Genomic DNA, 22,410 nt, shown 5'->3' on the forward strand with positions numbered 1-22,410 from the left:
ACTCTGAAAGCTACCCGGGCTCTGCTAGGCTTGTGTTAACGCCCCATCCATAAAAAAGATAATCCATCATGCTGTCATCGGTTTTCCAGGTTCTGGGCGGTCTGGCCCTGTTTCTCCTGGCCATGGAGATGATGACCAATGGTCTGAAAAACGCCGCCGGCCATCATCTCCGCCATATGTTGGGGCACTGGACCAGAACGCCTCTGCGGGCACTATTCGCCGGCTTTGTTATTACCGGTATCGTGCAGCATTCCGGGGCGGTAACCGTGGCAACCATTGGGTTTGTGAATGCCGGCCTGATGACTCTGGCCCAGTCCCTGGGCGTTGTTTTCGGTTCCAACATCGGTACCACCATGACCGGCTGGCTGGTCAGCCTGATTGGCTTCGGCTTCAAGATCGAAGCCATGGCGCTGCCACTGCTGGCCGCCGGGGTGGGCTTCAAACTGGTCAGCCGCAACCCGAGAAACCAGTTTCTGGGGGAAGCTCTGGCAGGCTTTGCCTTGTTTTTCCTGGGGTTGTCGATTCTCAAAACCGCGCTCGAATCCTCGGCTCTCGGCTTCCAGAACGGCCACCTGATCAACGCCGATTATGGCCTGCCGGCCTTCATGCTGATTGGCCTGCTGGCCACGGTTCTTACCCAGTCCTCCAGCGCCGCCCTGGCCATCGTACTCACCGCTGCAGCTGGCGGCCTGATCCCGCTCGACAATGCCGCCGCGGCCGTGATTGGGGCCAATCTGGGCTCAACGTCAACCGCCGCGCTGTCGGCCCTGAAAGCCACGGCAAACGCCCGCCGGCTGGCCACCGGGCATATCCTGTTCAACCTGGTCACCGGCGTCATCGCCCTGCTGGTGCTGCCGGCCATGCTCTGGCTGGTGAATACCCTGACCAACCTGTTGGACCTGGAAGCCAACCCGGCGGTTTCGCTGGCCTTATTCCATACGCTGTTCAACGTTCTGGGTGCCGCCATCATGCTGCCCTTCACCCAACCGTTCGCCCGTTTTCTCGGCCGGCTGTTTCGCAGCAAGGAAGAGGACAACGCCGAACCCCGCTATCTCGATGACACTCTGGTGACGACACCGGAACTGGCCATCGGCGCCGTGGATCAGGAAATGAAGCGGTTGATTGGTCACAGCCGGGGTTTGCTGCGGGTATGCCTGGACAGGGAAAGCCTCGAGGAATCCGATGTGCGCCCGAAGGCCGATGCCGTGCGCAACCTGAACCTGGCCATTACCGACTACATCGGGCGCCTGAGAGCCGAGAAAATGCATCCATCGGTGGTGGATGCCCTGACGCTGAGCATTCGCACCTGCCGTTACCTGGCGGAAGCCACCGAGCTGACCCTGCATCTGGTTCGACTCCGGGCGCTGGCCCGGCGCAGGGATTTCGAGACGCTGGAGTCGGTTTTCAACCGCTATTTCGAGGTTATTCGGGCGCTGGTGGCCTCAGAAACGCCCGTACCGGAGCAGCTACAGGAAGCCGAAACCGTCTACCATCAGCTGAAAGCAGCCACCCTGCAGAAGATGATCCGGCGGGAATTCAGTTCCAGCCTGGGGGCCGAGGTTCTGGATGAGCTCAGCGCCGTGCGCCGGCTCACCGATCAGTGGAGCAAGGCGCTGTATTGGCAGGACGGCGTGGGGCTACTCAACCAAAGCCATGATCAGGCATCGGCATCCTGAAAACAGTAATAGCGGTTCTTGCCTTCACGCTTGGCCCGATACATGGCCTGGTCAGCCTGGCGAAGCAGCTGATCTCCGTCTATTTCCTCGCCTTGAGGGTACAGGGTGTAACCCATACTCGCAGACACTTCAACGCTGTGATTGGCCACCCACACCGGTTCGGCAATGACCGTTAGCAAACGCGAGAGCAATATATCCAGGGTAACCGCGTCCGGGACATTGACGATGATGGCGGCGAACTCGTCGCCGCCCAATCGTGCCAGACTGTCCTCCTCCCGGAGGGTCGCACGCATGCGCCGGGCCACTTCCACCAGCAAGCCATCACCGGCATCGTGACCAAAGGCATCATTCACCGGTTTGAACTGGTCCAGATCGATGTAGACAACCGCCAACCGGTAATTCTGCCGACGGGCCTGGGCCATGGACTGGTGCAGACGATCCGAGAACAGTACCCGGTTCGGTAAATTGGTCAGGGCGTCGTAGTGGGCCATGATCCGAAGCTGCTTCTCGATCTCTTTCTGCCTTGTGATGTCACTGAAGACACCCACAAAGTGAGACAGTTCGCCCTGCTCGTCCAGCACACTGCTCAGACTCAGGTTCAAGACAATGGCCTGGCCGTCCTGGTGCCGGGCTGCAAACTCTCCGCTCCACACTCCATGCCTGCTGGCGGCCACCAGTATGGCACTGCCCTCATCTACCGGCATGGGCGGCAGGCTGCCAATGGCAGACTTGTGATCCCGCCCGGTGATCTGGGTGTAGGCCTCGTTGATGTCCATTACCACGCCGTGGGCATCGGTGATAAAAATCGCTTCCCGGGCATTCTTGAACACCCTTAACGCCAATCGCTGCTGCTCCTCGGCCTGCTTTCTGCGCGTGATGTCATGCCAGGAACAGAGTACCGAAGGGATGTCGCTGCCGTGTTCATAAACCGGGGCCAGGGTCATGGCCACCCACACCCGCTCTCCGTTCGAACGCACAAACAGCCATTCCGTCTGGGACACTTCTCCGGCCGTCACCCGGGTAAAGAGCGCCTCGGATTTCTGTGACGACGGAGCTCCATCCGGCTGGCTATGGGGTGAGAAGGCCTCCAGCGACTTGCCCAACAACGAAGCTTCGGAGGTATAGCCAACCAGATCCACGGCCGCCCGGTTGCAGTCCACCAGTTCACCATTGCGGATCATCAGCATCGGCTGGGGCCAGCTGGCAATCAGTGTGCGCAGCCTGCGCTCTTCAGAGGCCAGCTGCTTTTTCTTGCGGCCGAGCCAGAGACTGGTGATCACCAGCAGTACAAACAGCACAGCAACGGTAATCACCCAGTTCCGGTACTGGTGGAGAATGTCGACCCAGGTTACCCTCGGCACCTGATCGTACGGCGGCATCCGCAGGGTTCGGGTCAGCATTTCGACCGACTGGTAATCTGCAGGCGGCGAAAACCCGGCCAGACCCGCCGCCTGCGCCGCCGCATGCTCTGGCTCCAGAGCAAACAGGGCGGAAGCAACCCGGCGTACCGTCCTGCTGTCGACATGGGGCAGAGAAACCAGAGGCCACTCCGGGTACAGCCGGGTAGACAGGACAAACGGGTAGCCTCGCAGCTGCTGCGGATTGATGATTTTCAGCTCATCTGCAAGGCTCGGGTTCTCGTTCAGCAGTTCTTCATAGATGCCGGTTCGGATGAATCCGACATCGGTATCGCCCGTCAGCACCGAGCGGATCACCCGGTCGTGATTACCCAGAAACACCATCCGGTTATGGCGCCGAACATCCACGTCCACGCTGGCCAACTCCAGCGCCTGGGCCTGATAGCCACCCAGATAGGTCAGCCCTGGCGTGGCAATACTCTTTTTCTCCAGATCCTGCAGGCGGTTGATATCGTCCCGTTCAACACGGGTAATAATCACGCCACCAATACTGCCCGTGGTTTCACCCCGCCAGCTGCGGCGCAGGGTTGCGAGGGCTCCGGTCAGACTGCGTTCACTGCGAATCACCAGAAAGTGGCTGGGATTGGTGAGGAAGAAGTCGATCTGGTTGGCCGCCAGGGCACGGTTCATGTCATCCTGATTGAAAACCTTCAGGTTCACTGCCATGCCGGTTTCCAGGGTCAGGTAGTCGGCCAGCGGCTGATAGCGTTCGTTGATCACATTGTCAGGCCGGTAGGCAAAAACGCCGAGCGTGACCGAGTCGCTGGCTGCCAACTGCGCCGGCACGTTGACAGCAACCACCAACAGCGAAACCAGGCAGCGGTAAAGCATCCCCTTCATCATGGCAGGCTCCGAGGCAGGAAAGCCGGATCGGTCAGATGCTCATAGTGCAGGGGCGCATCTATCAGCCCCTCACGAGCCATAATACTCGCCAGCATCTTTGCCACCACTTCCAGCCGGCCATTGTGGGTGAGATAGCGGTGGTTGGCAGACAGTTCCGGCAACATCACCGTCGCCAGAGACTGACGCACCATCTCCGGAGATACCTGCTGGCGCGTAGCAACACGATAGACCGCATCGTGCGTGTTGCGCACCAGATGTTGCAGGCCCAGAAAATGACCTTTTACCAGATCCCTTACCGCGCCTGGCTGCCGACTGACCGCTGCATCAGTGACCACCAGAAGATCGAAGATGGTTTCCGGCAGCTGGCTGCTGTCGAACAGACGCACCGCGCCTTCGGCCGCCAGCCGGGAGGCCTCCGGTTCGTAGCTGATGGAAGCGTCGATATCACCACGCTGCCAGGCCCCGATGTGTTCGTGGACCGGTAAATCCACCACCGATATGTTGTTACTGGTCAAGCCGGCGCGCTCAAGCACAGAAAACAACATGATGCCGGACACGCCGCCGAGCTCCACCGCGACCCGTCGGCCCCGCAAACCCGAAAGGCTGGTAATTGCAGGCCGCACCAGAAGCACATCCGCGCCCACGGAAACATTAGTGACGGCAACGGCCTTTACGGGCACCCCGGCGGCAAGAACCCTGAGGGTTTCATCCAGAGTCAGGGCTGCGGCGTCCAGATTGCCGGAGACCAGTCCGCTGATGGAATCACTGGCCGCCAGGCCTTTCACCAACTGCACTGTCTCCGGCAGCCAGCCGAATTCTTCTGCCAGGTACAGGGGTTCGTAACCAATCCAGGGATGAATACCGGTTCTCAGAGGATCTCGCCGGGAGCAACCACTCATTCCCGCAGCAACAGCGGCAGCTATCGTCAGGTGCAGAAAGTGACGGCGGTGCATCCAGAAGCTCCGGGACAGAGGTGGGTATTCTTTGCATACTAATCCGTAGCCACTATAACCGTAAATCTGACCAAAGCATTGCACCGGGTCAAATTGAGCAAAATCAAGCTATCCCAGCGACAGAAAGACTCCCATCAGCACCGGCGAAAGGAAAGACAGCAGAAAGCCGGAAGCGATGGCCACCGGCACGCAGGCCAGGCCACCACTACTGCGAATTACCGGCAGTGTGAAATCCATGGCGGTGGCTCCGCCGTAGCCGATGGCCATGGCTGGCCGGGTATGGATTACCAACGGTATCAGGGCGAGGGCAATAATTTCCCGCAGCACATCGTTCAGGAAAGCGACGCCGCCCCAGGCGGGTCCCAGGGCATCGCCAATGACAATGCCTGAAAGTGAATACCAGCCAAACCCGGAGGCCAGGGCCAAAGACTGATGCCAGGGGATATCCAGTACCGGCACCAGAGCCAGCCCCGCCACCAGGGAGCTAACCACCAGGGCCAGTGCAATCCCCACCCCTTGGCGGTTCATCAGCAGTTTGCGCAATGACAGGCCGGCATTGCGTAACTGAAGCCCTATAAGGAACAGCAACAACATCAGCGCCCAGGTGGCCACGTCGTCCACCATCGGCAAATCCGGGAACAGGAAATACCCGAGCAGAGCACCGATAAGCACGGACAAAAGCGGTTTGAGGCCTGCCAGAAACAGGCGGCCATAACCGGGCCTGGAACCGGTTTCAGCCGCCTCCGTGTGCATTGGCTGCCAACGGTGAAACAGCCACAGGCCCGCCATGTTCGCCACCAGCAAGACCAGCACAAGCCCCGCTACCTGGGCAGCCATGGTACCCAGTTGGCCCAGCAGCCCTTCCATCTGTCCCAGCCCCAATCCCAGCAGGGCCAGGATGAAATACACCAGGCCCTCCACCGAATAGTGAATCACGGTCATCAACTGACGATTGGAGAGGGCAATGGCAAAGCCCAGAAATAACGGGGCCAGGATCAGGAGCGCACCGGTCAGCATGAAAACCTCGAACGAATACAGGGATAAAGAGCAGGACAACTAGGGAGAAAACCGGGGACGTTCAGTGAAGACGCTCACCAGAACGGTCCTGTACCAGCACCCAGGGGGCAATGACGACTGCCCAGAGTTCCGCATTGCGGTCGTACCAGGCGCGCGCGAGGTCAGGCGCCACCTCGCCCACCTGCCCACCGGACATCCAGTGCTCAAACTGGGCCTTGTTGTCCGCCGCCAACTGGGCCGCCACATTCAGCAGGTCCAGCTCTGGCGCTACTCGCACTACCTGGCCCCGGGCATAATAGGTTTGCAGCTCATGCCAGTGAATGCGGGAGGTCTCCAGGTTGAGCTTGGCCTTGATTTCTTCCGGCGACTGGGGGGATGACATGACAACCTCGGTGATCAGTTCATTTGCGGGGCGCCAGCCTACCCTAAAACCAATGACGACGCACCCGGTTCAACGCTCCGGGTTGTCGGCCACCAGACGCCGGATATCATCGGCCAGAGTCATGGGATCAAAGGGTTTCGGAATGACACCGATGGCGCCCAGCAACCGGTATTCCTCAATTTCCGAGGGCTGTAAACGAGCGGTCATAAAGATAACCGGAATATTCAGCCCCTCCGGGCGCTGCTGCAGGGCTTTCAGAGTCTGAGGCCCATCCATACCCGGCATCATTACATCCAGTAAAACCAGATCCGGTCCAAACTCCTTAATGCGCGATAAGGCTTCCTGACCAGAGGCACACAGGCAGACATCGAAGCCGCCCACATCCACCAGTGCCAACTCAGCCACACTGCGAATGTCCTCATCATCCTCAACGTAAAGCACGCGATCAACTTGTTGGCTCACGAGGGCTTTAACTCCTTTGGTTCAGTCTCATCCAAGCCCAGCCGCCGGAGTAAACGCTGGCAGTCCTCGCCAGACTTCAAACCCAACGATTCCAGTGAAGCAGCCCGCATCAGCAGTCTGTCCTCCCGGGTACAATCGGAACCGAGCGTGTGCACTGCACCAATGAGCTCCCTTAAACCAAGAGATAGGTGCCAATGAATTTTCAGGCGATTACCAAACGGTGCCGACCATTCCCGGAACAGCGCTTCAAACGCGGTCTCCTCAACCTCGCCACCCAGCGCTACGTATTCGTCCAGCACTTTGACCAGGGCCATCTCACCAAGGCGACTGAGCAGACCAGCCTGCTGGAACAGCATCGGCTGCTTTTTGAGTCTCAGCGCCAGAGCCTGGGCGGATTTTGCGACACTGAGCGCCTGGCCATAATAGACGTCAGCCCGGGCGCGCAATGGCGGATGCTGGATATTGCGCGAAACATCCAGAGACAATGCCAGCGCCTGGTTTAACGCCATCGCAACCCCGATCGAACTTATCGCGTCCCGGACTGTATCCAGAGGTTCACCCGTGCGCCGAAAGGAGGTGCTGTTGGCCACATCCAGCAGACGCAGCGTCAGCGCTGGGTGATCCCGCCACCGCTCTGCAAGTTGCGAAGCAGAAAGCTCGTCCTGACGCCGGTATAAATCCAGAATCTCAGCAGCATCCAGATCGGACGGCAACTGCGTAATATTCTCCAGCGCATCGGCCAGATAACTCGAGATCGAAGGCAGCTTCGCAGGAGTATCGGACAGGAGATCGGTGAGTTTCTTATGCAGGACACGAACGTCCAGAGGCTTGGTGATATAGCCATTGATGCCGTAATGGGCGGCCTTCAAAACGGAGTCCCGATCGGCCCGGGCCGAGACGATCACAACGGGCATGGTCGCTTTAGCCGAACGCACCCTGCGAACCAGCTCCAGCCCCGAGCCATCCGGCAGGTTCCAGTCCGCAATAATCAGATCAAAATCGTCATCTTCAACATATCGGAAGGCTTCGGACAGCCGGCTCGCCACCGTCACCCGCATGCCTGGACGGAGCCCCGCCACTACGGTCTCCAGCAGTTCCGCGAAGAGATCATCGTCTTCAAGCACCAATGCTTTCAAGGCATTCTCCGTAGCATGATTGACCTACGCGTTAGCTGTATACAGCGTAACGCCATTGCGGCCGTTTCGTTTCCGCTCATAGAGTGCCTTGTCAGCCGCTTCAATGATTTGATCACCGGCAGAAAAATCATTGATTTTTGCGACCCCGGCGCTGAACGTCACGTGGAACACGTCGTCTTCACTGGAAAACTCCAGTTCAGAAAAGCTCTCAAGAATACCGGACATCAGTCGCAGGGCTGCTGACGGCTCACAATGCGGCAGTACCACAAGAAATTCTTCACCACCGTAGCGACCGATGGCATCGGATTCCCTCAGCCGGTTGCGCAAAAGATTGGCCAGAGTCCGGATGACGACATCACCCTGTGCATGCCCCCAGGTGTCATTCACCTGCTTGAAATGATCAATGTCCAGCAGTACCGCAACAGAGCTGTAATCGCCCCGGGTGCAACGCTGACGCTCCCTTTCCACTTCCTGTTTGATTACCGAGTGCTTCAGCAGTCGCGTCAGACTATCGCGGTTCATCAGCTCAGACAGCTGCCGAGCCCGATGACAGCGCATCTGGACGGCCCGGATGAGGTAATCATCGGAAATCGGTTTGACCAGGAACTCATCGGCACCGCCGGACAGCGCCCGAAGCTGGCGCTCCGGATCATCTTCGGAAGACAAGTAAACAATCGGCAGGCTCAACCAGCGGGCATGGAAGCGGATCATTCGAGCCAGAACTACGCCAGAATGCGCGCCAAGCTCAATATCCATCAGCAACAGCTCAGGCTCGAACGCATAGAGTTCTGACAGCAGCGTCAAAGGGTCAGAGACGGCATGGGCCTCAATACCGGCAGACTTGAGCACCAGGCAATAGTGCTCGGCCAGTTCCCGGTCGTCGTCGACGATCATCACGCGGCCTTTGGTGCCGGCGGCCAGTTCCTGAACCAGGGTTTCCAGCCGCTCCACCAGTTCGGGCAGGTCCACCGGCGCCGACATGAACGCACGTGCCCCGTGCTGGGCAACGTGATAGCGACGATCGAAGTTTTCGGCCTGTCCGATGCAAACAACCGGCACCGGTGGCTGATAGGCGCCGCGGGGATGGGCCTCCAACCAACGAGCCACACTTTCAATACTGGCATCGCTGCAGAGCACGGCTGCGGCATTACCAGGATCAGTACTTGAAGCCTGCACCACGCCTTCCCGGCTCTCTATCGTCTCGACAGAAAACCCGTATTTCTGCAATTCATCCGGCAAGGACGCCAATTGATCCGTGGCGTCAAGAACCACGATCAGCCGAACCTGCATGCCATGGGAGACCAGCTCTTCATCGGCTTGCGCCGATCGCTCCCGCTCCGTGGACAACGGGTTATCCAGATCGGCGATGCCAATCAGGAGTTCAAGCTGGTCGGCGACATTTTCATCAACGGGAAGACAATCGAACTGGTCGTCGGATTCCTCCGCCAAAGCTTCTTGCTCCCGCTTGAGACGTTTTTCGAGCTCTCGCGCAAATTCTCCAAGGGAGGGGAAACCAAACGTGCCCGCAGATCCCGCCAACTTGTGCAACCTTTGACTACAGTCGCTGAGGGTCAGCTCATCCACCCGGCCCTCTCGAATCAGGGTCGCGAACCCCGAAAGGTAGGTCAACTCGCCCCTTAAACGCTCGATAAAACGCAGTTTCAGAACGTTCAGGCGATCACTGATGTCGTCTTGCCGTTGGTTATCCAAAAAAACTCCCCGAATCCTGGTTTTTCCGACTCTGGAAATACTCTAAGCTCTATGTAAGCACATTTTTCCGCTCTCGACCACGCCACTAAGGATTACCGTTGAGATCCCCATCGTTAGGTATACGCGTTACCCTGATTACGATCTCCAGCAGTATTGCGACCATGGCAGCCGTGTTGTTTTTTGCCTACAACGGGCTGGTAAGGGATTTCGAGAACGTTCTGACCCAAAGGCAGCTGCTGGAAACCGACTCGGCTGCGCGCATTGTGGACCAACAGCTTCAGATTCGCCTGGAGGCACTGAAGGCCTTCTCGGCTTTTCTCACGGACGGCGACAACCTGCGCCCTCTGCCTGAGTTGAAAGAGCTTCTCGGGCGCCAGCCCAGTCTTGAACGCTATTTCGAAGGCGGCCTGCTCATTTTTGATGACAAGGGTGTCGCCATTGCAGAGAACCGTTTTGTGCCCAGACGAATCGGCACTGACTACTCAGACCGCCCGCATTTCCGGGAAGCCCTGACTAGCCGGCAAGCGGTGATCAGCCGTCCCATTATCGGCCGCACCACCGGATTGCCACTGCTATCTTTTCTGGCTCCCATTGTCAGTGACGACGGCGATCTGCTGGGCTTGGCGGGCGGCAGCATCAACCTGGCTGAATCCGGCATCATTCCCGACTCCTTGAGTGAAAAAAGTAACGCCATCTTCAAGGTGCTCGATACCGGGCACTTCACACAGGTGGATTCGCTGACCCCCGGCGCTCCGATGCCTGAGCTACCGCCACCCGGCGAGAACCTGATTATCGACGCAGCGCTGTCTGGCGTCACATCGGGGGTAGTGACCGACAAATCCGGTAAACGCTGGATTTATGCGACCCGTCATCTGGAGCGTGTCGGCTGGTTGTTTCTGCGCGCCGAGCCCTATGAAGGCGTGACCGGCCCGGCCAGGGCCTCATTTGAAAACTTTCTGCTGCTCAGCGTAATGGCTGCACTGATTCTGGCCACAGCAGCCTGGCTACTCGGGCGCACTGCCACCCGGCCCCTGGAACACATGTCCACGCGGATAAGGGCCATGGTGGATGGCGCATCGGATACCCGCCACTTGAAGCCCAAGGGGCCACCGGAAACCCGCAATCTCGCGCTGGCCTTCAACCGGCTGATGGAGGAACGGGAAGCTCTGGACCAGATGAAAGACCAGTTTGTGGCCACCGTGAGTCATGAATTGAGAACGCCTCTGACCTCAATCAACGGTTCTTTGAAACTGCTGGACCGGGAGGCGGCCGGCGAGCTTCCGGAAAAGGCCAAGAAAATGGTGGAAGTAGCGCTGCGCAACGGCGAACAACTGCAGCTGCTGATTTCAGATCTGCTGGATTTCAATAAAGCCATCGCCGGAAAAATGATGTTGCAGATTGGCACAATCCAGGTCAGTGAAGCCCTGGAGCAGGCCATTGAAGGCAATCGCTCAATGGCCACCCATTATGGTGTCTCTTTGTGCGCAGTCCCGGCCGCTGAACCCTTGGTGGTCCGAGCCGACCCCCAGCGACTCCGACAGATACTGGACAACTTTATCAGCAACGCCATCAAGTTCTCTCCCACTGGCGCCGCCGTTCAGCTGTCCGCCCGAGCGGTTAATCAGAACACCATCCGATTCATCATTTCGGACCACGGCCCGGGGGTGGATGAGCAGTTTATTCCACATCTGTTCGAGCGGTTTGCACAAGCCAACCCATCCTCAAAACAGGCACAGTCCGGCACTGGCCTGGGGCTGGCCATTTGCCGTGAGCTGGCCCATCTGATGCACGGCCAAGTGGGCTACTATTACCAGCAAGGGGCCCATTTCTGGCTCGACATTCCCCGCCAGGAGACCTCAAGGGAGCCTGATCATGAAGTCACCTGAGTACCCACTCGAAGAACCACAACGGCTCTCCGCCCTGGAGGCGACAAAGCTGCTCGACACTCCCCCGGAGGAGCGCTTCGATCGGGTAACAAGGCTTGCCGCCGAGGCGTTCGATGTGCCCATTGCGTTGGTGTCACTGGTCGACCGGGAACGCCAGTGGTTCAAGTCCTGCTATGGCCTGGGAGTCCGGGAAACCGGTCGTGACATTTCGTTCTGCGGCCATGCCATCCTGAAATCCGAGGCTTTCGTGGTTTCCGACGCACTGGCCGATGAGCGGTTCTCCGACAACCCCCTGGTCACAGGAGAACCCCATATCCGTTTCTATGCGGGCGCGCCGCTGGAAGACCGCTCGGGCTTTCGCATTGGCACCCTATGCATTATCGACAAAAAACCTCGAGGCTTTTCGAACCGGGACGAGAAAACACTCAGAGACCTGGCCGATATCATCGAACGCGAACTCCAGTTTCAGGAGCTGGGCAACTACTACAGTGAGCGCACCCGGGCACTGAATGCACTGAACGAAATCGTTCTGGAAGTGAAAGGCAACCTTGATACCGCCATTCCGCTAGCGCTCAACAAGGCCAACCATTTCCTGGGGACAGAAACGGCCATTGTCAGCGAAATCAATGGTGGCGCCTACACCGTACTCTGGCACCATGCGCGCCGAAACAAGGCGCTTGAGAACGGACTCACCTTGCCCGTTGAGCAAACCTACTGCTCCATTCTTCTCGAGCGGGGTGACGTGCTCGCCATCAACCACATGGGGCGCTCGCGATTTCAGGACCACCCCTGCTACGCCGAGTTTGGTCTGGAAAGCTACCTGGCCGCGCCAATCTGGATAGATGACACACTGTTCGGAACCCTGAACTTTTCATCCTCCATACCGCGCAAACCACCGTTTACCGAAACGGAAAAGATGTTTGTAAACCTGCTGGCCCGCTGGGTCGCCGACGCCATTCACCAGTCCCGGCAGGCCGAGACCCTGGAAAAACTCGTCAGCAACGCCCCGGGAATGCTCTACCAGTACCGCCTCTGGCCAGACGGTCACAGCACTTTTCCCTACACCAGCCAAGGTATCCAGCAGATCTACAACATCAGCGCCGAAGCTGCGGCAAACGATGCCGGCCCAGTCTTCGGCGTCATCCACCCTGAAGACCTTCCACAGGTTGCTGAGAGCATTCAAGAGTCCGCAGACAACTTGAGCCGTTGGCACCAGCGTTATCGAATTCAGTGGCAAGGCCAGAACTGGCACTGGGTCGAGGGGCAGGCCAACCCCGAAAAACTGCCGGATGGCAGCATTCTCTGGCACGGCTATATCGTAGACATCAACGAGCGATACGAAGCCGAACAGATGAAGAACCAGTTCATCTCCACCGTCAGCCACGAACTGCGCACTCCCCTCACTTCGATTTCCGGGTCCCTGGGGCTGATTTTGGGCGGCGTTACGGGAAACATCGACGAGAAAAGCCGTCACATGCTCTCCATCGCAAAGCGCAACGCCGACCACCTGAAGCTGCTGATAGACGATCTCCTGGATATCGAAAAACTGATTGCGGGCAACATGCCCATCGCGTCTGAGGAACAGGACATTGGAACGTGCGTAACCACAGCCATTGAAGAAATCCAGCCCTTCGCCAAACAGCGTCAGGTGCGCATCACTCTGCGGGACGGTTCACCGGGGCTCACGGCGCTGTTTGACAGCATCCGGCTGAAACAGGCTCTCACCAACCTTTTGTCCAACGCCGTCAAATTCTCACACGAGCACGGCGAAATCCTCGTCGATATTGAATCGTCAGAATCGGCGGTCCGCATCTCGGTGAAAGACCAGGGGATCGGCGTACCTGAGAGCTTCCGATCCAGGATCTTTCAGAAGTTCGCGCAGGCAGATGGCTCTGTTACCCGCGGACAAGGCGGGACCGGCCTTGGACTGGCAATCACCAGAGAAATCATGACGAAGATGGGTGGCAGTGTCGGGTTCAACTCGGCCGAGCGGCAGGGTTCCACCTTTTGGCTGGAGTTACCCTTAACATGAGCTTGCATTGACATGAGCACACAAAAACAAGAACAAGCTTTTTTCGGCCTGGTCTGGCTTGCTCGATTGACGGTTTGCCTGCTGACGGTCGGGCTCGCGCTGGCGATCGACTCAACCGCAACGGAACGACACCGGGCTGATGTGCGGGCGAAATGGCAAGAGAAGGTAGATGATCTGGGGCTGCGTCTGCGCGCCACCATTCTGCAAAACACACAAACAGTGTGGGGGCTCGCTGCAAACGTTGCGGTCCAACCAGATATCGGTGAAGAGCGATTTCAGCGGCTGGCTTCCGTCATCTTCAAACTGGCACCAGAACTGCTGAATATCGGTTTGGCCCCCGGATTTGTCATAAAACACATCTACCCTCTGGATGGAAATGAGGCTGCCCTCGGGCTCGACCTTCAGGCTCAGAGCTTGTCAAGAGATCAAATGGCCCTGCTACTGGAAAGCCGGCGAGCAGTCTTCAGCGGCCCTATTAATCTGGTACAGGGAGGCCAGGGCCTGGCCGCGCGTATTCCCATTTTCGAGAACGACACGGGACGGGTTTGGGGCGTTATCTCCACCATTCTGGATCTGGATCGACTTTACACCGCGATTGGGCTGGACAGCCTCCCTCCCGAGGTTGTCTTTGCGCTCTCAACGACAGGCTCAGGCAACATAGATAAAGGCTTGTTTTTCGGTGAGCCCGATGCAGCCTGGCAAGAGCCGGTCTCAACAACCATGGCCATGCCGGGGTTTTCCTGGAAGCTCTACGCTCAGCCAGCGGATGGATGGCCGGACCATCCGGACTCTCCGTGGCTGCTGCGTAGTCTGCTCGGCCTGGTCACTCTGATCATCATTGCCGGCACACTCTGGATAACGACACTCATCCTCCGTGATCGCCAGATGCAACTCCGATTCTGGGGCCTGTTTGAACTCGCCCCGTTCGGCATCGCCCTCTATGACGCGATCTCTGGGGAGTTGCTACAGGCCAACCCGGGCTTCACCCGAATACTGGACTCGAAAGCCAACAACATCGGGTATTTCGACGATGTGCGCAGCCTTTCCGGCGATAAACAACGCAGCGAACCTTCAATATCCAACCGCCTGGCAAGCCAGGTTCGCTTCACCGGAGTTGAAGGCTTCTTCCCAATGGCAGATGGGACTCTCCAGCCGCTCATGCTCCACGGTTTGCGCCTGGACCTTCAGGGAAAAGAATCCGTTATCTGGATCATCGTCGAGGACATCTCCCAACGAAAAGAGGCGGAACGATTAAAGAGCGAGTTTATCTCGACCGTCAGTCATGAACTCAGAACCCCTCTCACCTCCATTTCCGGGGCGCTGTCGCTGTTAACGACCAATGCTGTCGGAGAGCTTTCAGGAAAAGCACAACAATTGCTGAAAATCGCCCAAAGAAACAGCGATCAGCTGGGTTTTCTGATCAATGACCTGCTGGACATCGAGAAACTGATTGCGGGCAAGATGGATTTCAATGTGATCGAATTTCCTGTGTCTGAGGCGATCACCGAAAGCCTGGAAAACATCCAGAACTACGCCACCGAAAAAAACATCACTCTGAACGCACAAGAACTTTCAACAACCACGGTTAAGGCGGACAAGCAAAGGTTGGCACAGGCACTCAACAACATCCTGTCAAACGCGATCAAGTTCTCACCGGTCAACGGCCAGATTCGTATCTGGACAAAACTGCATGGTCAAGGGCTCCGAATCTACGTGCAGGACGAGGGACCTGGTATCGCTCCGGAATTCAGAGAGCGCATGTTCCAGAAGTTCTCCCAGGCCGACAGTTCGGATCGACGCAGCAAGGGTGGCACTGGCCTGGGCCTGGCCATCACCAAAGAGCTGATGGCCAGGATGGAGGGCGACGTCGACTTCACGTCAGAAGCTGGCCAGGGAGCCACCTTCTGGCTGGAAGTCCCGGCCGCCTAGGCGTTTTTCAGCATCTCCCGCACCACGTAATGCAGGATACCACCATGCTGGAAATACACTGCCTCGTTGGCAGTATCAATCCGTGACTTCAGCTCGCAGGTTTCGGTAGAGCCATCCTTGTATTTCACCGTCATGGTCAGGGTCTGGCCCGGTTTGATCTCGCCAGACAGTCCCTGAATGCTGATCGTTTCCTCCCCGGTGAGTTTCAGGCTCTTGCGATCAGTCCCCTCCGGGAATTGCAGCGGCATCACGCCCATGCCAATAAGGTTGGAGCGATGGATGCGCTCATAGGATTCCGCTACCACGGCTTTTACGCCCAGCAACCGGGTGCCCTTGGCGGCCCAATCCCGACTGGAGCCGGTGCCGTATTCCTTGCCGGCAATCACAACCAGCGGCGTGCCCTGCTCCTGGTATTTCATGGCGGCATCGTAGATGGCCATTTGTTCCCCGGTGGGCACAAATTTGGTGAAGCCGCCTTCCACGCCGTCGAGCATTTCATTGCGTATGCGCACGTTGGCAAAGGTGCCGCGCATCATCACCTCGTGATTGCCCCGGCGGGAGCCGTAGGAGTTGAAGTCTTTTGGTTTAACACCATGTTCCTGCAGGTATTTGCCCGCCGGCGTATCCGGCTTGAAGGAACCGGCCGGCGAAATATGGTCGGTGGTCACCGAGTCTCCCAACAGGGCCAGGATGTTGGCATCCGTTATGTCATCGATGGCCTCGGGCTGCTCACCCATGCCTTCGAAGAAGGGCGGATGCTGGATGTAGGTGGATTTGTCACTCCACTCATACACCTTGCTTTCCGGCACCTTGATGGATTTCCAGATGTCGTCGCCCTCGAAGACCTCGCCGTATTCCTTGCGGAACATGTCGGTCTTGACCTTCTCGACCGCTTCCGCGATCTCGGCCTGGCTTGGCCACAGGTCTTTCAGGTACACCGGGTTGCCATCCTGGTCTGCGCCCAGAGGATCCTTGGTGAGGTCCACCCGTACGTTGCCAGCCAAAGCATAGGCAACGACCAGTGGGGGCGAGGCCAGCCAGTTGGTTTTCACCAGCGGATGCACCCGGCCCTCGAAATTGCGGTTACCGGACAACACCGAGGCCACGGTGAGATCCCCATCAGTAATGGCTTTCTCGACTTCATCCGGCAGCGGGCCGGAGTTACCGATACAGGTGGTGCAGCCATAACCCACCAGGTTGAAACCCAGTTGGTTCATGTCATCCTGAAGGCCGGCCACTTTGAGGTAGTCGGTCACCACCTTGGAGCCCGGCGCCAGTGAGGTTTTGACCCAGGGTTTGGTTTTCAGACCCTTGGCCACGGCCTTTTTGGCAATCAGGCCAGCCGCCATCATCACGCTGGGGTTGGATGTATTGGTACAGGAGGTAATCGCCGCAATCACTACCGCGCCCGGGTCCAGCCGGGTAGATTCACCATTCATGTGAAGTGGCTGGCTGGCGGGGTGTTCGAAATAGGCGCTCTGAGCACCGACCGCTGTACCACCCCCTTCCGATTCCAGCTTGGCCTCACGGCTTTCTGCCGGGCCTTCCGACGTTTCCATCAGCAATTCAAACGACGCTTTCATGTTGGTGAGGGCGACCCGGTCCTGGGGCCGCTTCGGGCCGGCAAGGCTGGCTTCCACTTCACCCATGTCCAGCTCCAGGGTGTCGGTGTATACCGGCTCATGACCGGGTTCCCGCCACAATCCCTGGGCTTTGGCGTAGTTTTCAACCAGTTCCAGCAGTGCTTCATCCCGCCCGGTCAGGCGCATGTAGTTGATGGTTTGTTCATCCACCGGGAAGAAACCACAGGTAGCACCGTATTCCGGCGCCATATTGGCAATGGTGGCACGGTCGGCCACTGGCATGTCTTTCAGGCCGTCCCCATAGAACTCCACAAACTTGCCCACCACGCCTTTCTTGCGCAGCATTTCCGTGACGGTCAGCACCAGGTCGGTCGCCGTGATGCCCTCCCTCAGCTTTCCGGTGATCTTGAAACCGATCACCTCCGGAATCAGCATGGAGACCGGCTGGCCAAGCATGGCGGCTTCCGCTTCGATACCGCCCACGCCCCAGCCGAGTATGCCCAGACCGTTGATCATGGTGGTGTGGGAATCGGTGCCCACCAGCGTGTCCGGGTAGGCGATGGTTTTACCGTCCACCTCCTTCTGCCACACCGTTTTGCCCAGATATTCCAGATTCACCTGATGGCAGATGCCGGTGCCCGGCGGCACCACCCGGAAGTTGTCAAAGGCCTGCTGGCCCCAACGCAGGAACTCGTAACGCTCCTGGTTGCGCTCCATCTCTATGGCGACGTTTTCCTTGAAGGCAGACGGGTTACCATATTTGTCCACCATCACCGAGTGGTCGATCACCAGATCCACCGGCGATAACGGGTTGATCAGGGCGGGATCTTTACCAGCGTTCTTCACGGCCTCGCGCATGGCCGCCAGGTCCACTACCCCGGGCACCCCGGTGAAATCCTGCATCAGAACCCGGGCCGGACGGAACTGGATTTCGGTATCCGAGCCCCGGTCTTTCAACCATTGCACCATGGCATCAATGTGGGAGCGGTCGACCGTCGTATCATCTTCGTTGCGCAGCAGGTTCTCCATCAACACTTTCAACGAGAACGGCAGGCGGTTGAGGTCGCCCAGGGTGTCCGCTGCCTTGGGCAAACTGTAGTAGTGGTAGGTCTGGCCACCCGCGCTCAGGGTGGAGAGGGTATTCAGGCTGTCTTTACTCAGGGATGAACTCGACATGCGATGCCTCCTCTTCGGAAATCTCCTTTAACTATTGCATCGAATGGCGAGAGTTCAACTGCAGTCCCGTGAATGTTCCGCATTACCCCGGTGAATACTGTCAGTATCATCCGTGACCTGGCGTATACAAATGACACAAAAAGACGATACTTGTGCCATTCCCGTACTGATACCGTACACACCTTAGCGTTCCCCGACTGTTACAGGAATCTCGCTTGCTAGCGCTTGATCATTTCTTTGTTCTGAATCCCGAGGCTGACAAACTGGTATCGGGCCAATACGACTATGGCCTGGTGATGTTGTCTCTGCTGATCGCAGTGGGCGCTTCCTACATGGGGCTGACCCTGGCGGCCGCTGCGCGCCGCAGCAACACCCTCTACATGCAGCGCCTCCATCTGTTCAGCGGTTCAGCCGCTTTGGGCTTTGGCATCTGGTCCATGCATTTTATTGGCATGCTGGCCTTTGAAATGCCCACCCATGTGCACTATCACCCCTGGATTACCGCGCTTTCCGCCGCTCCGAGCCTGTTTGCCTCCTGGGTAGCGCTCAGCCTCCTGGCCCGGCACGACCTGACCGGGCAGCGACTGATCGGCGGTGGCGTGGTGGTCGGCGCCGGCATCGGTGCCATGCACTATCTGGGCATGGCCGCTATGGAGATCGGGCCGGCACTTCGCTACGACCCAACGCTGTTTGCGCTGTCGATTGTGGTGGCGGTCATACTGGGCACCCTGGCGCTGTGGATCAGCTTCGGGCTGCGCCATAGAACTCGCCTTCGGGGTTACAAGCGCCGTTTACTCGCCGGTACCGTGATGGGGCTGGCCATCGCCGGCATGCATTACACTGCGATGGAAGCCGCCCGGTTTATCGGCCAGCCTGATCCGGATTTTCTGCCCGGAAGCAACCGCCACACCATTCTGGCACTGACCATTGCGTTCGTAACGGTAACCCTCAGTCTGCTCGCATCCGGGGTCAACGCGGTAGCCCGTTATCGCGCCCTGATGAGGCGCAGTCAGGAAACCGCCAGCGAACTGCGCACCATTGTCGATGCCGCCGTAGATGGCATTATCAAAATTTCCGATCGGGGCATTGTGCTTTCCTTTAACGAATCGGCAGAACGCATTTTCGGTTACCGAGCCGATGAAGTCGTGGGCAAGAATATCAACATGCTGATGCCCAACCCTCATCGGGACGCCCACGACGGCTATCTGAAAAACTACCTGCGTACCGGGAAACGCAAAATCATCGGCTCCGGCCGGGAAGTCTGGGCTTTGCATAAAGACGGCCACCAGATTCCGGTTCGGCTAGGCATTGGGGAATCCCGACTGGGTGGCATCAGCACTTTCGTAGGCTTCATCACTGACATTTCCGAACGCCATCGAATGGAAACCGATCTGCGCCGGGCGAAAGAGGAAGCTGAGCAGGCTGCCGCCGCCAAAAGTGCGTTTCTGGCCAACATGAGCCATGAAATCCGCACCCCGATGAACGCCATTATCGGCTTCACAGACCTGGTACTGGACACACCGCTGGATGAAACCCAGGCACGGCATCTTGGCGTGGTGAAAACCTCGGCCCGGTCTCTGCTTAACCTGCTCAACGATATACTGGACACCGCCAAACTGGACGGTGGTCATACCGAACTCGAACTGCAAGATTTCAACCTGCGACGCCTCTGTGACCAGGTGATTGCCACGCAATCCCTGAATGCGGCGCGCAAAGGGCTGTATCTGACACTGGATTACCAGGCCGGAGAATACTATCAGGGCGATCCCCTGCGCATTCAGCAGGTGGTGCTGAATCTGTTAAGCAACGCCGTAAAGTTCACCCAGACAGGCGGTGTCACCCTGAAGGTGCAGGAGCCCTCTGCGCGTATGGTCGTTATCCGGGTTGAGGATACCGGCATTGGCATTTCTGCCGATCGCATCGACAGGATTTTCGAACCGTTTACCCAGGCCGATTCCAGCATGACCCGTCGCTTTGGTGGCACTGGCCTGGGCACGACCATTGCCCGACAACTGGTAAAACTGATGGGTGGCGCCATCAGCGTGACCAGCAGCCCGGGTAAGGGCTCGGTTTTCCAGGTAGAACTGCCCCTGCCTACCGGCCTGGCCGTGGACGAGGATACGCTGGCAGACCAGGAAGTCGCTCTTCCCCCTTTGCGCATTCTGGTGGCTGATGACGTGCCACAAAATCTCGAACTGCTGAAAACCCTGCTGCTTCACCGCAAACATGAGGTCACCACGGCCGGGAACGGACAAGAAGCGATAGACCTCTATCGTAACCAGGTTTTCGATCTGATTCTGATGGATGTGCAAATGCCCGGAATAAACGGCCACGAAGCCACCCGGGCAATACGTCGACATGAAGCAGCCGCCCAGCGACGATACACGCCCGTAATTGCTCTTACCGCCAGCGTGCTGGAAGACGATCGGAGGCAGGCTTCCGAGGCAGGGATGGACGGCTTCGCCATCAAACCACTCAATCTGCCGGAACTCACTGCCGAGATGGCCAGAGTCCTGGGCATAGAGGCTTCGGCACCGAGCAATGCAGGTCATGATGTCGACGACAGTACGATAGATACCGTCACGCTCAGGCAGCTCTGGCCGGACGCCAAAAAACACCTACGGGCGGCAGGACGTCTGTTGCAAGCGCCAGAGAATCAACCCGAAGCAATCCGGCTCTGCCCCGATAACCCGACAGCCGAAGCCCACCGGGTTAGCGGCATTGCCGGTAATCTGGGTTTCCGGCGTTTAGCGGCAACGCTGGCAAACCTGGAGACCCGGCTGAAATCGGAAAAACCGGTGCCGGAGGCCCTGTGGCAGGAGCTCCAGAACGATTTTGATCGGGCACGCCAGTGGCTGACCGAACAAGCAGCGGACTCTGAAACGCGCCCCGCAAGCTGGACTGAACCGGATGCCATAGACCCGAAAACGCTGGCACAAGTGATCGAACGCCTGAGCCAGGGCGAAATTCCGGAACGCGCTATCGACCAGCTGAAGCCAGGACTGCCCACGGAGATCGCCGATGCGATGAACGAGGCTCTCGACGACTTCGAACCAGAGAAAGCGGCCAAAATTCTGATCACTTTTCGCGATACCCTGGAGGCCTCGCAATGCTGACCGACACCAAGACCCTGCTGCTGGTGGACGACGAGCCAGCCAACCTTCAGGTGCTGCGCAACGTACTTTCCGACCACTACCGGCTACTGTTCGCCAAAGATGGTGAACGGGCGCTGGAACTGGCACGCAGAGAGAAACCGGATCTTGTCCTGCTTGATGTGATGATGCCGGGCCTGTCCGGTTACGAGGTGTGCAAAACCCTGAAAGCAGACCCGGATATCCGTACTATTCCGGTGATCTTCGTCACCGCATTGTCGGACGCAGATGACGAGGCCCGGGGCTTTGAACTGGGCGCGGTGGACTATATAACCAAACCCGTGAATGCGGCGATAGTCCGGGCCAGAGTGAAAAATCATCTGTCTCTGGTGCGTATGGACGAGCTGATAGAGACCCGGCTGGCCGTCGTTCAGCGGCTGGGGCGAGCGGCAGAATACAAGGACAACGAAACCGGCCTGCACGTTATCCGCATGAGCCATTTCTCACGGCTGATTGCACTGGAGGCTGGGCTCGGGGAAGCCTGGTCTGACACCCTGCTCAATGCTGCCCCGATGCACGACATCGGCAAAATCGGCATTCCGGACGCTATCCTTCAGAAACCCGGCAAACTGGATCCGGATGAGTGGGCTGTCATGCAGCGCCACGCGGAAATCGGGGCGGAAATTATCGGTGAAGACGGCTCAGATCTGCTCAACATGGCGCGGGAAGTGGCACAGAACCACCACGAGAAATGGGATGGCAGCGGCTATCCTCAAGGCCTGAAAGGCGCCGCTATTCCCATTTCTGCGCGGATTGTGGCCCTGGCCGATGTCTTCGACGCTCTCACCAGCGAGCGCCCTTACAAGAAAGCATGGCCGATAGAACAGGCAACGGATTTGATTCGCGAGCAAAGCGGCAAGCATTTCGACCCGGAACTGGTCGGAGCCTTCTTCCGCTGCCTGCCGGCGATACTTGAGGTGCGCCAGCGTTGGCAGGAATCCTGATCGCGTCACAGTTGAGAGGCGGCCATGTCCGCCTCTCAACTGTGAACACAGCGGGTGCGGCTCGGGTCGAGTTCTGTCATGATTGGCGGCTGATTTCTGACGGATCAGGAA

Annotated in this window: 14 protein-coding genes; 6 read left to right on the forward strand and 8 right to left on the reverse strand. The window is 58.1% G+C overall.

Annotation, left to right across the window (positions count from 1 at the left end):
* The first annotated feature begins 68 nt into the window (after positions 1-68).
* Positions 69-1,676, forward strand: coding sequence for a Na/Pi cotransporter family protein (locus tag Q669_RS17320; RefSeq protein ID WP_022993239.1), 1,608 nt, complete (start codon positions 69-71; stop codon positions 1,674-1,676).
* Here Q669_RS17320 and Q669_RS17325 read toward each other — a convergent pair.
* From Q669_RS17325 to Q669_RS17355, 7 genes are all read right to left on the reverse strand, one after another.
* Positions 1,658-3,937: a diguanylate cyclase domain-containing protein gene (locus tag Q669_RS17325; protein WP_022993240.1), complete on the reverse strand. Its 2,280-nt coding sequence runs from the start codon at positions 3,935-3,937 to the stop codon at positions 1,658-1,660. The two genes, Q669_RS17320 and Q669_RS17325, sit on opposite strands and share 19 nt — an antisense overlap.
* On the reverse strand, positions 3,934-4,890 hold the full coding sequence (locus Q669_RS17330) for an ABC transporter substrate-binding protein (protein ID WP_022993241.1): 957 nt from the start codon (positions 4,888-4,890) through the stop codon (positions 3,934-3,936). Before Q669_RS17330 ends, Q669_RS17325 begins: the two co-directional genes overlap by 4 nt.
* Before the next feature lie 108 nt (positions 4,891-4,998).
* Entirely contained in the window at positions 4,999-5,907 is a 909-nt protein-coding gene (locus Q669_RS17335; protein WP_022993242.1) for a lysine exporter LysO family protein, read from the reverse strand.
* A gap of 61 nt (positions 5,908-5,968) precedes the next feature.
* On the reverse strand, positions 5,969-6,289 hold the full coding sequence (locus Q669_RS17340; protein ID WP_011787074.1) for a DUF2288 domain-containing protein: 321 nt from the start codon (positions 6,287-6,289) through the stop codon (positions 5,969-5,971).
* A gap of 69 nt (positions 6,290-6,358) precedes the next feature.
* Positions 6,359-6,751 (reverse strand): response regulator, encoded by a 393-nt coding sequence (locus Q669_RS17345; protein WP_022993243.1) that lies wholly within the window; start codon positions 6,749-6,751, stop codon positions 6,359-6,361.
* Positions 6,748-7,887, reverse strand: a complete 1,140-nt coding sequence (locus tag Q669_RS17350) for a response regulator (protein WP_022993244.1) — start codon at positions 7,885-7,887, stop codon at positions 6,748-6,750. Before Q669_RS17350 ends, Q669_RS17345 begins: the two co-directional genes overlap by 4 nt.
* Before the next feature lie 24 nt (positions 7,888-7,911).
* Positions 7,912-9,597 carry a diguanylate cyclase gene (locus Q669_RS17355; protein WP_022993245.1) on the reverse strand — a complete coding sequence of 562 codons (1,686 nt, stop codon included), beginning with the start codon at positions 9,595-9,597 and terminating at the stop codon, positions 7,912-7,914.
* Positions 9,598-9,758: 161 nt separating this feature from the next.
* Here Q669_RS17355 and Q669_RS17360 point away from each other — a divergent pair, with 161 nt between their 5' ends.
* Genes Q669_RS17360 through Q669_RS17370 form a run of 3 tightly spaced genes read left to right on the forward strand, consistent with a single transcriptional unit; the run spans position 9,759 to position 15,444 of the window.
* Positions 9,759-11,483 (forward strand): ATP-binding protein, encoded by a 1,725-nt coding sequence (locus tag Q669_RS17360; RefSeq protein ID WP_022993246.1) that lies wholly within the window; start codon positions 9,759-9,761, stop codon positions 11,481-11,483.
* The gene (locus Q669_RS17365) at positions 11,470-13,515 is read left to right on the forward strand and encodes a GAF domain-containing protein (RefSeq protein ID WP_022993247.1); all 2,046 of its coding nucleotides are present in this window, start codon (positions 11,470-11,472) and stop codon (positions 13,513-13,515) included. The genes Q669_RS17360 and Q669_RS17365 overlap by 14 nt, the downstream gene beginning before the upstream one ends.
* Before the next feature lie 12 nt (positions 13,516-13,527).
* A complete protein-coding gene (locus Q669_RS17370) occupies positions 13,528-15,444 on the forward strand; it encodes an ATP-binding protein (RefSeq protein ID WP_011787080.1) in 1,917 nt (638 codons plus the stop codon).
* On the opposite strand, the gene acnA is transcribed toward Q669_RS17370, so the two are convergent.
* Positions 15,441-18,203, reverse strand: coding sequence for an aconitate hydratase AcnA (acnA, locus tag Q669_RS17375; protein WP_011787081.1), 2,763 nt, complete (start codon positions 18,201-18,203; stop codon positions 15,441-15,443). The two genes, Q669_RS17370 and acnA, sit on opposite strands and share 4 nt — an antisense overlap.
* Positions 18,204-18,418: 215 nt before the next feature.
* Here acnA and Q669_RS17380 point away from each other — a divergent pair, with 215 nt between their 5' ends.
* Positions 18,419-21,319, forward strand: coding sequence for an MHYT domain-containing protein (locus Q669_RS17380; protein WP_022993248.1), 2,901 nt, complete (start codon positions 18,419-18,421; stop codon positions 21,317-21,319).
* A complete protein-coding gene (locus tag Q669_RS17385; RefSeq protein WP_022993249.1) occupies positions 21,313-22,299 on the forward strand; it encodes a two-component system response regulator in 987 nt (328 codons plus the stop codon). Before Q669_RS17380 ends, Q669_RS17385 begins: the two co-directional genes overlap by 7 nt.
* The last annotated feature ends 111 nt before the right edge of the window (positions 22,300-22,410 follow it).

It is taken from the genome of Marinobacter sp. C1S70 (genome assembly GCF_000475355.1).
Lineage (GTDB): Bacteria > Pseudomonadota > Gammaproteobacteria > Pseudomonadales > Oleiphilaceae > Marinobacter > Marinobacter nauticus.